Annotated in this window: 14 protein-coding genes; 4 read left to right on the top strand and 10 right to left on the bottom strand. The window is 40.8% G+C overall.

Annotated features, from left to right (window positions below; translation table 11 throughout):
* The first annotated feature begins 50 nt into the window (after positions 1-50).
* Positions 51-890: a carbohydrate ABC transporter permease gene (locus tag NOS7107_RS24885; protein ID WP_015115706.1), complete on the top strand. Its 840-nt coding sequence runs from the start codon at positions 51-53 to the stop codon at positions 888-890.
* A 6-nt stretch (positions 891-896) separates the two neighbouring features.
* Here the strand turns inward: NOS7107_RS24885 and NOS7107_RS24880 are convergent, their stop codons facing one another.
* The 7 genes from NOS7107_RS24880 to psbQ form a co-directional block, all read right to left on the bottom strand.
* Entirely contained in the window at positions 897-1604 is a 708-nt protein-coding gene (locus tag NOS7107_RS24880) for a sugar transferase (protein WP_044500326.1), read from the bottom strand.
* 170 nt (positions 1605-1774) lie between these two features.
* Positions 1775-4300, bottom strand: a complete 2526-nt coding sequence (locus NOS7107_RS24875) for a sigma 54-interacting transcriptional regulator (RefSeq protein WP_015115704.1) — start codon at positions 4298-4300, stop codon at positions 1775-1777.
* Positions 4301-4982: 682 nt separating this feature from the next.
* Positions 4983-5846, bottom strand: a complete 864-nt coding sequence (locus NOS7107_RS24870) for a DUF6671 family protein (protein ID WP_015115703.1) — start codon at positions 5844-5846, stop codon at positions 4983-4985.
* Positions 5847-5991: 145 nt separating this feature from the next.
* Positions 5992-6576, bottom strand: a complete 585-nt coding sequence (gene hemJ, locus NOS7107_RS24865) for a protoporphyrinogen oxidase HemJ (RefSeq protein WP_015115702.1) — start codon at positions 6574-6576, stop codon at positions 5992-5994.
* A 191-nt stretch (positions 6577-6767) separates the two neighbouring features.
* Positions 6768-7616, bottom strand: a complete 849-nt coding sequence (locus NOS7107_RS24860) for an alpha/beta fold hydrolase (RefSeq protein ID WP_015115701.1) — start codon at positions 7614-7616, stop codon at positions 6768-6770.
* A gap of 130 nt (positions 7617-7746) precedes the next feature.
* Complete coding sequence (locus NOS7107_RS24855; protein ID WP_015115700.1) at positions 7747-8826, bottom strand: FAD-binding oxidoreductase; 1080 nt, start codon at positions 8824-8826, stop codon at positions 7747-7749.
* Positions 8827-9042: 216 nt separating this feature from the next.
* Positions 9043-9507: a photosystem II protein PsbQ gene (psbQ, locus tag NOS7107_RS24850; protein WP_015115699.1), complete on the bottom strand. Its 465-nt coding sequence runs from the start codon at positions 9505-9507 to the stop codon at positions 9043-9045.
* A 352-nt stretch (positions 9508-9859) separates the two neighbouring features.
* Between psbQ and NOS7107_RS24845 the strand changes: the two genes are divergently transcribed.
* Positions 9860-10291: a hypothetical protein gene (locus NOS7107_RS24845; protein ID WP_015115698.1), complete on the top strand. Its 432-nt coding sequence runs from the start codon at positions 9860-9862 to the stop codon at positions 10289-10291.
* Positions 10292-10309: 18 nt separating this feature from the next.
* Here NOS7107_RS24845 and NOS7107_RS24840 read toward each other — a convergent pair whose 3' ends face one another.
* Together NOS7107_RS24840 and NOS7107_RS24835 are read right to left on the bottom strand one after the other, a co-directional pair.
* A complete protein-coding gene (locus NOS7107_RS24840) occupies positions 10310-11023 on the bottom strand; it encodes a Uma2 family endonuclease (protein ID WP_253274566.1) in 714 nt (237 codons plus the stop codon).
* Positions 11024-11144: 121 nt separating this feature from the next.
* Positions 11145-11558, bottom strand: coding sequence for a thiol-disulfide oxidoreductase DCC family protein (locus NOS7107_RS24835; RefSeq protein ID WP_015115696.1), 414 nt, complete (start codon positions 11556-11558; stop codon positions 11145-11147).
* 72 nt (positions 11559-11630) lie between these two features.
* Here NOS7107_RS24835 and NOS7107_RS24830 point away from each other — a divergent pair, with 72 nt between their 5' ends.
* Positions 11631-12545, top strand: a complete 915-nt coding sequence (locus NOS7107_RS24830) for a helix-turn-helix domain-containing protein (protein WP_367579682.1) — start codon at positions 11631-11633, stop codon at positions 12543-12545.
* Positions 12546-12645: 100 nt separating this feature from the next.
* Here the strand turns inward: NOS7107_RS24830 and pgeF are convergent, their stop codons facing one another.
* Positions 12646-13437 (bottom strand): peptidoglycan editing factor PgeF, encoded by a 792-nt coding sequence (pgeF, locus tag NOS7107_RS24825; protein WP_015115694.1) that lies wholly within the window; start codon positions 13435-13437, stop codon positions 12646-12648.
* A 156-nt stretch (positions 13438-13593) separates the two neighbouring features.
* Here pgeF and NOS7107_RS24820 point away from each other — a divergent pair, with 156 nt between their 5' ends.
* Positions 13594-14412 (top strand): biotin--[acetyl-CoA-carboxylase] ligase, encoded by an 819-nt coding sequence (locus tag NOS7107_RS24820; RefSeq protein WP_044501125.1) that lies wholly within the window; start codon positions 13594-13596, stop codon positions 14410-14412.
* The last annotated feature ends 72 nt before the right edge of the window (positions 14413-14484 follow it).

Below are 14484 nucleotides of genomic sequence, written 5' to 3'. Positions count from 1 at the left end.
TCGGAGAGGGGCTTAAATAGCCTAAATTATCAAGAGGTAAGGAAAATTTTATGAAGCTACAACTAAAAAACTCGCGCTGGCAAATTTTGATTACCTATAGTTTATTAGGAGCGATCGCACTTATCACGCTATTTCCTTTACTCTGGTTAATTAGTACAGCGTTGAAGTCACCCACCGAAAATATATTACAGTCGCCGCCACAATTACTCCCCAGCCAACCGACACTGGGTAACTTTGCTACGGTGTGGCAATCTTTACCATTTGCCCAATATTTATATAACAGTACGTTGGTTTCTCTACTGACTGTTGGTTTGAATTTATTATTTTGTGCTTTAGCTGCTTACCCATTAGCCAGACTATCATTTCCAGGGAGAGACTGGATATTTATTGCGATCGTCTCAACAATCATGATTCCCTTTCAGATTGTGATGATTCCCCTGTATATTTTGACAGTCCAATTAGGTTTAGTAAACACCTATTGGGGAATGATGTTTCCTAGTTTAGCCTCGGCTTTTGGCATTTTTTTACTGCGACAAGCTTTTATAGGTGTACCCAAAGAAATCGAAGAAGCGGCGCGGATGGATGGTAGTTCAGAGTTAGGCTTGTGGTGGCACATTATGTTACCAGCGATTCGTCCTGCATTGGTTACTCTGGCAATTTTCGTCTTTATTGGTTCTTGGAGTGATTTTCTCTGGCCGTTAATTGTCATTCAAGACGAGAAACTCTACACATTACCTTTAGGCGTGGCAAAATTAGCGGGTACTTTTTCGTTAGACTGGCGCTTAGTAGCTGCTGGTTCGATAATTTCCATCGCCCCAGTACTAATATTATTTCTGTTTTTACAACGCTACATCGTACCGACTGAAACAGGTAGTGGTGTGAAAGGTTAATTTTAACTAACAAGCGCCACTCTTATTCAATACCACCCAGATGGTTTTAAATATCAGCATCAGGTCATAAACTACCGACCACTTGCGTTGATAATCAACGTCCATTTTTACAATCGTTTCAAAATCTTTGATGCTGGAACGTCCATTAACTTGCCATTCTCCCGTCATACCTGGCTTAACTTTTAACCTTTCCCAGTGATGCGGTGCATAGTGTATTACTTCATCAGGCGTTGGGGGGCGCGTCCCAACCAAGCTCATTTCTCCCTTGAAAACATTCCAAAACTGGGGAAATTCATCTAAGCTAGTACGACGCAAGAATTTACCTATGGGAGTGATGCGAGGGTCATCAACAGCTTTAAATATGTGACCTTGAGCTTGATTTTTTACCAGATGCTTGATTTGCTCGGCATTTACCACCATAGAACGGAACTTCCAAATACGAAAAGGTTTGCCGTTGATACCGCAGCGAATTTGGGAATAAAATATTGGCCCGGGATTAGTGATTTTGGTGATAATTCCTATAGGAATTGCCACAATAGCTGTGATAATTAGTCCAACAATAGCTCCTAAAATGTCTATTAATCTTTTTATGATGCTTGAGGTTGATCTGTGTAAGGGCTGTTTGACAAAATTAGCTGCTGGACGTTGATTAGCAAGAGCTAAAGCATCTACAGCATAACCTCCTGCTTGAGGATTAACAGTAGGTATTGACATCATAAGAAGTTACAGTTGATGAGGATATCGAGATCTAGCTACATCTATACTGAGTGATAATATAAACAAAAATTGAAGCAGTAATAAACTTCGTACTCAAAATTTATCCAATCTTTGAATTCAATGGCGGATTTTAAATTTTAGGTATTGAATGTATAAAGTGATTCTAGTTAAAAGACTATTAATACCCACATACTAGCTGCTAACCCAATAGTTGCTAAATGTTGCCAAAAAAGCGATCGCAGCGGTTGGCGTGCTATTTTTTGCGTTAACACTATAGTTAACAGCACGGATAAAATTAAAGTAGCGCCTTGCAAAAAGTCAATAACTGCTGGATGTGCTATTAATACAGGCAAATGTTCGCTATTTAATCCAAAAGTAGCCAAAGTCACGGGTAAAATTCGCCCGCCTTCTGCCAAACCTAAATGTAGGTAGTGAGCTAAGTTTCCGCCTAGCACCAATGGTAAGTAGCTATATGCAAGTTCGGTGAATGATTTTGGCTTGCGTTGAAAATTGAATAGCTTGATCAAACCATGTCCGACCCAAGTTACAGCAGCGGGGATAATTAAAACTAAGAGTGATAACCCTAAATGCTGCCAAAAATCAGTTAAATCCAGTTGTAGACCCAACCATGACTGCAATTCTGGTAAACGATGCAGATATACACCACCCCAGAGTAAAAATAATAATGCAACCTCATATTTGCGTGGTACATGAGTTGTCCACAGTTCTATTCCGGGGGGACGCAAGTTAAATTCAACGGAACGATGGGGACAGGCTTTTAAACAAGTCATACACAAAACGCAATCTCTGTTATCTTCTAACTGGGCGGGATGGGAATATAATGGACAGCCATTGGTTTCCATCCCTTCCCCTTTTTGCGGCCCACCTTTGTAACATTGATAAGTGGTGCAGGTAGCAGAACAAATACCTTGCTGGGCGCGTAGTTCTGTCATAGAGAGTTTGGCAAATAAACCATTCATTCCGCCAATGGGGCAAAGATAGCGACACCAAAACCGCCGTTCAAAGATGGCGGAGAAAATCATTGCCCCGGCGGTAATTAACAACAGCAAACAAGCAGATAGGTAAGCTGTATTTTCTAAGTGCCAGAGTTCTTCCCAAAGGAAAATTAAGGTAAATAAGCCAAATAAGAACCATCCGCCCCATTTTTCGGCTGTTTCTCGCGGCCAGCGTTTGAGTTGGCGGGGAAATAACCACAGAGATAGCTTTTGGGTAATTTCGCCGTAAATCATGAAAGGACAGACGCTACACCAGACGCGACCTAAAAAGGGAAAGATCAATAAAAAGAAAGGCCACCACCAAGCCCAAAATAAATTTAAAGCAAAATTGCGATCGCGTGTTTGCGGCCCCACAAATAACACCGCAATGAGGATGGGAAAAACTACTACAGTCAAGCCATAGTTAATCCGGTCTGGCCACCAGTCACTGCGTAAGAACTTTCGCAACCCAGGATAGGAATTCAACAAGTTGACGCGAAATTCTTTTTTCTTGGTTTGGGCTGACCAGAAAATTTCTTCGGTTAATTCTTGCCTTGTACCGGCTTGAATAATTGCTCGTTCTACTAAATTTTTTAATTCCTTCAGATTCCCAGGAAAGTCATAGGACTGCAAGCGGCGTAGGGCTTCTGGAGTGACATAGGGTTTGGACAGACCGCGCGATCGCACATAAAGACTGATGTAATATTCTACCTGTGCTTTAATATCGGTTTTTCGCACGCGCACTGGTGGCACTTTAATCACCCGTCCAACGCAACGTTCAATTTTAGATTGAGTTTTTTCCGAAATAATCAAAATCCGGGCTTGACTGGAACGGGGTGCGGCGGTTGGTTCGCCAGTACGAGTTACAGGGTTATAAGTGCCTGTTTTGATTAACTGCACCATTGCTGGTAATAATTCGGGGGGCAATTCTTGGATGTTGTTGAGTACTAAAGTGCCTTCTCCTAACCATTCCAACAGGCCTGATTTGCCGCCTGCACGACCAAATAAGTCTATACCGCTAGTTTGGAGAATGCCACAATTGATTTTAATAATCGGTTCCCGACGTTTCGGGGAACCGTAGTGAATGAGGGCGGCGATATTATCCTTTTCTAAGCCTGGTTCGCCGAAGATTTCTACTGATTTGCGGTCAGATGCGGCTTCTCGTATTTGTTCGCGTAAACGTACCGCATAGCGACTCGTACCCACAATACCTCGTTGCGCTTTAGTCACTAAATAGGGACGCAAAGCCACAGAACGTTCTTGTTCGTAAGTTAAAGCTGATGTGACTTCGGCTAATTCTTGGGCTAAAGAGCGAGATAAGGCTTGGGTAATTTCTGGGTATTGGCTGGCTAAGGTGCGAAATTCACTAGCTGGGATAACCCATATTTGGCATTCTGTGAGCGCAACAATTGTAGATGGAGTTAATTCATCTAACAGCAGTTCTTTCAGGTTAATTACTGCCCCTGGAAGAAAACCACAAGCGAGGGCGAAGTTACTTTTATTACTGATATCGCTTTCAATTTGACCGTCTTTAAGGATGTAAAGCCCTTCTGGGGGAATACCTGCGCTAACCAGATTACTGCCTTGTGATATGACTCGTGCTTCTAAAACTTGGGCGATCGCATTCAACGCCGCTGATGAGAGAATTCCTAAAGTTGTATGTTCTTGTAGCCAAATGACTGTTTCTTGTGATGTCATTGTGCGTTATCCATGCAGGCTGCTTGCTGTATAAATGGAATTATCCCTGATCGGAATGGTAAAAGTACTGTGTGATGAGTTTGTCTGATGTGCCTAATCTTTGGGTTCCTTTAGCGCTTTTGGGGTTAATTGTCTTGGCAGCGGTATTTTTTGCCCGCAGCTAGAATTATTTGCGATCGCATAATTTTCATATAAATGTGATAATACTGTCACATTTCCTTGCTAACTTATATTTCAGTAAACCAATAGTTTGCTTCTCACATCATACCGTCTGCCCTTTTGCTTTTGAAAAGCAGTAGGGCTTTTTCAATACCTGATCATCTTATCTAATGAGTTGAATTACGTAATGTTCAAAGAGTAGATATTGTTATTCAGCTAATTTATAGAATGTACTATAAACTAACTTTCAGATTTTAATTCTAAATTTATTATGTATTTTCTTGCAGTATTAGTATATACATACATCAGGAATTAGCTAGATTATTTCTCTATCTAATGGAAGAATAAATATAACCGAAATAAGTACTAAATAAGATACTATTCCAATCACCTGACGAACTATAAATTTGAATCCTCTCGTTGCTATTTAGTGGCGAGAGATTTTTTTAATAGAAGGTTAGAGGTTACAGAGTTAGCAAAATCATACTCTTTTCTACTCCCTACTCAAAATCAAACCAGATTACTAAGGGTTACAATACATACATTGTGCCGGATCAGCAAATTCTCTACCATGAGGAAATAGTTTTTCTTGTTTAAAACCACATTTTTGACAATGATAAATGACTGAAAGTGTCAAACTAGTGGGCATAGAACACATTTCACAAGATAAACCTGCAATTTTCTCAGTTATAGCAAAACCAGGTGCAGAACATTGTGGACATAGGCTTTTAATTTTAGTTAATAAATCTAAGGTGGCTTTGGCAATATTCTTCATCCGAGTTGGATTATAAAGCGCCCGCATATCTGTTTCTAAGCCAATTTTACCATCTACAGAATTATTCAATGCTGTTTGGATAGTTTCTCGTAGTTTTACTTCTGTTGTAATTCCTTTAATTATCTCAATGCTATTTTTAGCAGAATCTTTCCAGGAAATAACAAGACCATGTTCAGGAAATCCCACTTTTTTAGCAAAATCGTAGGCTTCAGGGAGATTTTCAACAACCTGATGATTGAAGTTAGTTTCGATAGAAAATTCCTCGCCAATAATTTCTATTTCGTTTTGTTTATCTAATAAAATAACAATTTCTCGATTAGAGTAAATATATGGTACAAGTGGATGAGGGACAAAACTACCTTCACTAGCGATCGCTAAACTTTCACCAGTTAAGTTTAACGCTGTTTCTGCTTTTAATTTAGCGGCTGTAAGTTGAGTTCCCGCGCGTTTTACATCTCTGGTAAATGTTCCAAAAGCATCAGTGTTAAAATTAGGCGGTACTATAGTTTTAATACCTAATTCTTGTTCTAATAATGGCGCAATTACCTTTTCTTTGTGGTGCATTGTCGCAATTACGCCGACTCGTTTGCTAAATAATTGCTGAATTTGCATTGTGCAATTACCTCTTGATGCCAATTTAAATAAAGTAGAGGTGCGCTAACAAAGTTAAACGCACCCGAAAGAATTAAGCTTCTCAATTCATATCAGAGAAAAGAGGAATTATCGTCCATAAATTTTCCGTGAAAGGGCTAATTCTCTAACTTTGTTCTTGAGGAACTTGGCTTATCTGTGCCATTAATTGTTCTTTATCACGCTTGCGTTTCTTGGCGTATAGCTGAATAGTAACCGCCATAAAAATAATCAAACCAAAAATCCCCCAAGCGGTGATATCTGTAGGCAGATTATTTTTGAATACAGCCAATAGTACAATCACCACCAACATAACTGTAGGTGCTTCATTTAAAGCACGTAATTGTTGACCAGTCCAGCGGCACTCATCCTTCGCTAACTTCTTCATCAAGCGACCACAGTAATGATGATAAGCCAATAGAATGGCAACAAATAGCAATTTAAAGTGTAACCAACCCTGTTTTAAAACCTCTGGTTCGGTACTCAGCAAACCTATCGCCATTGCTACTGTAACTATCATTCCGGGAGTAGTGATGATGCGATAAAGACGTAGTTCCATAATTTGATACTGATTTTTCAGTATCGTGCGTGCTGGTTCTGGTTCTTGTTCGGCTTCAACATGGTAGATAAACAGACGCACCAGATAAAATAACCCAGCGAACCAAACAACAATGCCAATAATATGAAATGCTTTAAACCAAGAATAAGCCATGAATTCTCATCTCCATTAAGGTGGCTTTAATACATCGTAAGCTAACAAAATTTTTTCTACATTGGCTTACGATAGCATTAGAAACTGTGCCAAATCATCTAATTAGCTATTGATTAAACACAGATAATTTATCTGCATTTATCTATGGTTTCATTTTTTATAATATCGATTTTTGCAAAATTTATTTCTGATTATTTATTCACACGTCTGACAAAGGGCAATAAGTCTTCTAAAATTGTGCTGTGATAATGTTCTTGCGGATAATGTCCGACTTTATTAAGTTTTACTAATTCTGCATTGGACATAGAATCGCTAAATTTTTGTGCTATGTCTATGGATAACCAAGGGTCAATCATACCCCATTGAAGCAGAATTGGTTCTTCCCATTTTTGAAAGCCAGATTCAATTTCTGTCATTGCTTCTGGTAGTTGTAAATTACGAATGGTTGATAACAAACCTCTACCAGCCGCCGATGTTTTCAAAAAAGGTCGGCGGTAAACATCCAAATCTTTATCTTCGATGCGATAACGACTACCACCTTCTAGGGTGCGGTCAACTAATAAAGGGTCTTGAGTCATCATTTCACCTGCTAAAGGTAAACCCATTTGTTTGATTTTCCAAGGTAATTTAGCAGTAGTGGAAATTGGGGCATTTAAAATAGCGATGTTGGCAATTTGTTCTGGGTGACGTAAGGCATATTGTAAGCCAACAGAACCTAAAAAGCCTTGGACAACTAAAGAAAATTTCTCGATTTTTAGTGTTTGAATAAAACCTGATAAAGCGGTAATAAATGCGTCAGGTGTGTAAGCAAAATCGCGTTTTTCTGGCATTGAAGAAAAGCCATAACCAATCCAATCAGGTGCGATCGCTCGTGTTCCTTGACTGGCTAAAGCTGGTAGAATATTACGCCAACTATAACTTTGAGACACTATTCCGTGCAGTAAGATTACAGGTACTAAATCACTTTGCCCAATCGGTGCCGCTTCCCGATAAAACCACTCTAACGAATCAATTTTTACTTTATTTTCTGTTACAGACACGCTATTTTCCTACAGGTTTTGTATTTTCTCACGCAAAGACGCAGAGACAAGGCAGTGCGTTGGGCGGTTTTGCCGACTTGTTCGCTGAAAGCGTTCCCGCAGGGTAGCAACTGCCGCGCAAAGGTAATTTCTATTGACAATCCTGAGAAGTAATCATCTCACGAATCGCAGATGCTGTTGCAGGTGCTAGTAACACACCGTTACGATAATGTCCGGTAGCGAGGAGGATATTGTTAAATCCTGGCAGTTTTTCAATTATTGGTGCTGGGCGACCTTCTGGGCGGGGACGCAACCCTGCCCAGGTGCGGGTAATCGTCGCTGAGGCGAGTTCTGGACAAAAGGCGATCGCTTGTTGTTTAACATCCTCTAATAGTTGATGATTAGGTGGGATTTCGTCGCCATTAGTGGGAAACTCCACCGTTGCGCCTATCCAATAATCTCTGCCACCTATAGGAACGATATGCACATCATTACAGGTAATCATCGGCTGAAATTCAGGATTGCCGATGGGGCTTTCTAAGTGCAGTTGTAATGCTTGTCCGAGAACAGGGCGGATATCAACTTTTTGGTTTAACTGGGCTGTCAGAAGTGTAGAACCCAGTCCAGCCGCCACCACAATCCAATCAGCAGCAATATTACCTTCTGTAGTTGCGATTGATTTTGGTGAGATATTTAAAACATTCACGCCAAATTTGAAAGTTACGCCTTTGTGTTGGGCGGCTTCTACTAAGGCTAATGTAAGGGCTGTGGGGTCAAGTTGACGGTCTTGAGGGGAGTAGACAGCGCCAGTAATTTTGTCATTATTCACTTGGGGACACATACTCTTGAGTTTCGCCCTGTCCCATATTTCTAAATTCCACCCTTGAGAATGGCGAATTTCCACTAGTTTTGCCCAATTCTCAAAATTTTCTGCTTCCCAACACAAATGAAGAATACCTTGACGATTGAAGGGTATTTTCCGCCCAGTTAATGCTTCTAGTTCGGGAACTAAGGTTTCATAACGTTCAATGCTGGTTTGTCGTAGTCGCCAAGCTTTACCCTTGATTTTTTGACTGATAGCCCCCATCAAAACACCAAGGGCTGCACCTGTAGAAGCTTGTGCAGGTTGGTTTTGGTCAATCACAGTAATTTGCAACCCTGTTACTTGACTTAGGTGATATGCGATCGCGGCTCCAATGACGCCACAACCGATAATAATTACATGACTCATTGCTTGGTATTGAGGAGTTATGAGCTAGAAATAAAAGACGGAAGTCAAAAGGAGGCAGTGCGTTGCGGGGTTCTCCCCGTTGTAGCAACTGCCGTTTAAAAGTTAAAAATCAAAAGTCAAAAAGCTCACTAAAAGGATTTCTTCATTTCATACTTCAGACTTTATACTTCAGCCTTTTTTCTTCTAACTCATAACTTATCACTCAGGAATCACTAGTTAGGACTCAGCTTGCTTGCTACCTTCAGGCAGTAGTTGGAGAAATTTGTCAACATCTGTAAAGACGGCTTGGTAGTTATTCAAAGCAACTAAACTATTGCCTCTACCAGCTGCTTGATCAAGTTTTACCAAGTGGGTAAGTAAATCTTTGGTAATTTGACGGGCTGCGGTTTGGTCTTTAGGAAGAAGATGGGGCGTGATGTAAGTCATGGTCAGTCTAGCTTCTGCCATTGGGCCATGAATAAAGTTACCCACATCAATCCACTCATTTGTTTGGATGAGGTCTTTGAGTTCGTCTGCGCGATCGCGCACAGTCTGAATTTCAGGCACGTATTCCTGAATTTGGGCAATTTGGTCTGCTGTATAAGTTGGAGGTGCAACTGCGACCCTAGGGCCACCACAACTAATGAGGAATGTAGCCAAGAATACCAGAATGATTGAGAAAATCGAGCGTTGACGCGCCATAACCTGAACTTAACTTTTTTTAACGTTTGCCAGCTAACAGTGTAATTTTAGATCGCCAGGGTGATTTATCGTTCTAGCCATTAGATGATTTTGCGGAAAATTCTCAGATTTTTTTCAGACTAATCCAACGTCAGACACTTTTCTGATTTCTTAGGTATCATTGCTCATATAGTAAAAATTTCATACTTCACACTTCACACTTCCTACTTAAGCAATTGTTAAGGAAAGGTAATCTTTGAGTTGCGAAATTTAAAACGTCTTGATAAGCTGAAACACTAATAAGATAAGCTTTCTGGCTGTTTTCTGTCGTCGAATTGCCCTTAGCTGACTAACTATTTAGGAGTGTTTTTTAGTGAACGCATCTGAACAGGCAACTAACCTTGAACTAGCCAGCAAGATTGCTACGGTAGTGAATTTATTCAAATTCCAGTTTCCTGATGCGAAATCGGATTTGAAACCTTGGAAGAATGACCCAGAAACCAGAGAATTAGTTGATCCAGACTCGATAGACATTGGGTTTCACTTTCCTGGAATCAGCAAATCCTGGCAGAGTCGTAGTATATTAATTCAAATTCGCTTTCATCAAGATCCAATCACAAACTCACGTCGGGCAATTGGCATAGAAGTAGCTGGATTTGATCATCGGGGTGAAGCGTGGCGACTTTCGACAGTGGAAAACTGGAACATTGTGGGTGAGTCTGTACCGTCTCTACAAATCGGCGACAAGCTAAAACAATTTTGTCGGCAGATTTTAGAACTGTTTAATGAAAAGTCTGAAGTCTGAAATTTTAGAGACTGATGATTAAATATCAGGGTCTTCGCCCAATTCTCTTAAACGGGCGGCTAATCGTTCAGCTTGTGCCTGTGCGGCTTCAGCTTGTGCCTGTGCGGCTTCAGCTTGTGCCTGTGCGGCTTCAGCCTTTGCCTGTGCAGCTTCCTCTGGTAAAGGTATAAGATTACCATCAGCATCATAAAACCGCAGCCAAATGGCTGTTTCTCGGTCTACTGTGCCGTCCCAAGTCCCCAGCCATAAACTTAAACGCTGACACCATAGCCAACCGTGTTCATTTGCTGTTAGAGGCTGATAGTTTTGATTTGCATCTAAATGCCACCCTTGCAAAGAATTAGGGTCAAAGGGGTCATAGACAAAGTAATCTGGGGTACGGAAGGTTTGTTGATAAATTTCTTTTTTTGTCACTTTATCAACCCGCGCCGTAGATGGTGACATCAATTCCACAATGACATCCGGGTAACGGCCATTTTCTTCCCAAACGACCCAACCTTGTCTGGGGATAGTACCATCAACATTCAGTACTGCAAAAAAATCTGGGCCGCGGAAATCATTGTTACGTGCTTGGGTACTGCTGTAGTAGATAAACATATTACCACCTGTGTAAAAGTCATTTCGGTCAGCCCAAGCTTGTTGCAATGACCTAATTAAGACATTCATGGCAATACGATGGCGATTTGACTCCAATGGTTCTCCGTCATCAAATATTAAATCTGTGGGTGGCATGGGGGGTTCCCAGTCCACAATATCATCTACGATATCAGTCGTTTGGGATGTTATTTCTAAATCTGGCTTACTTACTGTCATACCAACCCCCTAAAGTAGACTGTCAAGAACTGTGCATAAACTAATCATGACCAATTTTGCAGCCACCATCCACACAATATATTGATCGATAGGTAGTAGCACGCTTGCCAAACAGCGTATAACGATTATCACGGATTTCTTTGTAGAAGGCATCGCCTGCCCATTTCATCCCAGGTAAAGCACGGTAAGCATCGACAAACAGACTTCCCATTGGCAGTAACTTGCTAATTTCTTCAGCCGCATTGCTACCTTGCCAACGTCGTTCAGGGGCATCAGCATCAATTAATATCATTCCTTGTTGACAATCTTGAGATGTTATTCCCCAATGCGTAAGTTGTTGTTCGTCTTGCATAGAAGTGTAAAGAAACAGCTTGCCTTTGTCTAATGTTTCTAAAAATTGCACTAAAGTAACGCAGAGATTGCAATTTCCGTCGTATATTACGTAATAATTCATTTAAATAACACTTTTTTCATTTTACGGTTTCAGTATAGCGTTAGACATAAATTAATTATCTCTGCGGTGAGAATGATGCTGGAAGAGACAATCTTAAAAGTTGATTTTACTCAAGAAGATGCTTGTGCAGAAGTTCTGCCGCGATCGCACACCAATTCTAGTTACCATGCTAAATGGGACAGTATTCGTTTAGATATTCACCAACAGCCTGCCCACGAAACCCCCGAACATTCGCCCCAACAACATATCATCTCTATTAACACAGCCCATCGTTTAACCAAAGCAGAACGCGTATTAGATGGACGCTTTCAGGAGGAATACATCTTTAATGGTGATGTAGCGATTATTCCCGCCAACATCCATCATATTTCCCGTTGGACATCACAAACTGAATTTCTGCTTCTTAGTTTGGAACCGGCATTTTTCAATCGCATTATCTTAGAGTCGGTTGATTTACAAGGTGTGGAGTTAACACCTTACTTTGCTGCACCGGAACCATTAATTCAGCAAATTGCTTTGGCACTGAAGTCAGAATTAGAATCAGGTGGTATGGGCAGCCAACTTTATATTGAGTCTCTCAAAACCACACTCTGCATTCACCTGCTGAAACACCACTCAATAGCCAGCGATAAAATTCCCCAATTTTCAAATAACAAAGGACTTTCGCCCAGAAAATTACGTCAAGCTATTTCATATATTAATGAAAACCTAGAAAGAGATTTGACTTTGGTGGAAATTGCTGCGGTTGTAGGAATGAGTATGTATCATTTTTCTCGCCTATTTAAACAATCTACAGGTTTTGCACCCCATCAATATGTGCTTAATAGCCGAATTACTCAGGCAAAAAAACTCTTGAGTGCAACTGAAAAAAGTATTGAAAAAATCTCTGAACAAGTTGGTTTTCAGAGCCAGAGTCATTTTACTAATGTGTTTCGTAAATTCATGGGCATAACACCAAAAGCATATAGAGAACAGGTGAAAATTTGATAATAGACAGAATCCAGGAGTCATGCAATTTTGGATTGAAAATATTATTTTTCAATTAGCTGAATATCGCATTATATTGTTCTGACTCCTGAATTTTACTTCAAATTATCCCGCTAACAATTCCTGACCACTGGACTTTTTTCTGTTGTTCACGGCGGTAAGAAAAGAAATGTTCAGGAGTTTGATATGTACAATAAGGAGCGATCGCAATTTGTTCGCCACTAATCCCCAAATTTTCTAATTGCAAAGTATTTACCCGCCGTACATCCACTCTTACCTTTCCTGGTTCTGGATCAGCTAATAAGGGAGAATTGGGTAGTTCATGTAACACCTGAACAATTTTTTGGGTGTCTTTATGTGATATAATGCTGACTCCGATTTCCGCAGCTACCTCAATCGAGACTTGGTAAACTTCACCAGCGATCGCGGGGCCAAGAGCAACTCTTAAGTCCTGTACTTGACTTCCTTGAGCTTGTAATCGGGCGATAGCTTGGGGGACAATCTTCGCCGCCGTGCCTCGCCAACCTGCGTGTAATGCAGCTACCTGTCCTGTTCGCACATCCCCAATTAACACAGGTGTACAATCTGCACTAGCAACCCATACAGCTTGTAAAGGTGCTTCGGTAATTAAACCATCAGCCGAGGCAAAAGCAGATTCCTCATCTGCGGCGATTTCCCTCACTTGGGAGTCAACTTCTTGGGGTGTGAGAACTGTGTTGCCATGTACCTGTTTTAAGCGATACGTTGATGCTTCTGGGTGCAAAACAGGAGTTAAATCTTGTGGCGATCGCGGCCAGAACTGGTGAGTAAAAAAGCCGTGTTGCCAATTTTCTAAAAGACTACAGGTAAGGTATGGCAGTCCTTCCCAATTGCGCCAGTGCCAAGTGTGCATCTTGAACCTAACCAAAATAGAGGGTATTGAGTATGAGGTTTTGGTGATACGGGATGAAAAAATAATTTTTTTCTCCTAACTCCCAACTCCCTATTCCCTTTTATCAAAATCAGCCAATTAATGTTAACTTGAACAACGAGATTTCGGTTCATGCCTGTGGAATTTGATCGGCAAAAGTTGGAATTAGCGTTAAAAGCAGGAAAAAACTGGAACAATTCGCCATTTTCGCTGCATATTTTTGATAGTGTGACTTCCACTAACCAAACATTGTGGAATTTGTTAGCACAAGGCGAAAAACCTGGGTCTGTGGTAATTGCCACACAACAAACGGCGGGTAGAGGACAATGGGGGCGACAATGGATTTCTCATCCTGGTGGGCTATACCTTTCGATGGCGATCGCGCCTAAACTAGAAGCTAGTGCCAGTTATCAATTAACTCTTGCTAGTGCTTGGGGCATTGCTGACCAACTGCGTTATTGTGGCGTAGATGTGGGAATTAAATGGCCGAATGATCTAGTTTTAAATAGTCGCAAATTAGGCGGCATTTTAACAGAAACTAAGATAAATAACGGTTATATTACCCAAGCAGTAATTGGAGTTGGCATTAACTGGATAAACTCAGTACCCGAAACCGGAATTAACCTAGAAATGTGGCAAGACTCCTACGCTACAAAACCGATTTCTTGTCTGGAAATTCTCACTTCCGCCGTTTTACGGGGGATAGAATCCGGTATTGAGTGCCTTGCCCAAGAAGGAGTAAACATACTCTTGTCGCGCTATTTAGAGTTACTAACTAATGTGGGTGATAAGGTATATGTTAATGATTTGGCAGGCACTGTAGTCGGCGTTACTTCTCAGGGTAAATTACGTGTTTCTATGGAAACTTATGATACAACAGACATAAAAACAACAGAACTTTATATTGAACCCGGTACAATCAGTCTGGGATACCGTAAATCTTCTGTCCCATTATAGGTTTGTTATTAATTTCGCTCTTTGGGCAAGACAAACCACTGGCATCATCTCTTTAGGCAAATTTAAAACAAC

The organism is Nostoc sp. PCC 7107, assembly GCF_000316625.1.
Classification (GTDB): Bacteria; Cyanobacteriota; Cyanobacteriia; order Cyanobacteriales; family Nostocaceae; genus Nostoc_B.
This window is presented reverse-complemented; position numbering and strand designations above follow the sequence as displayed.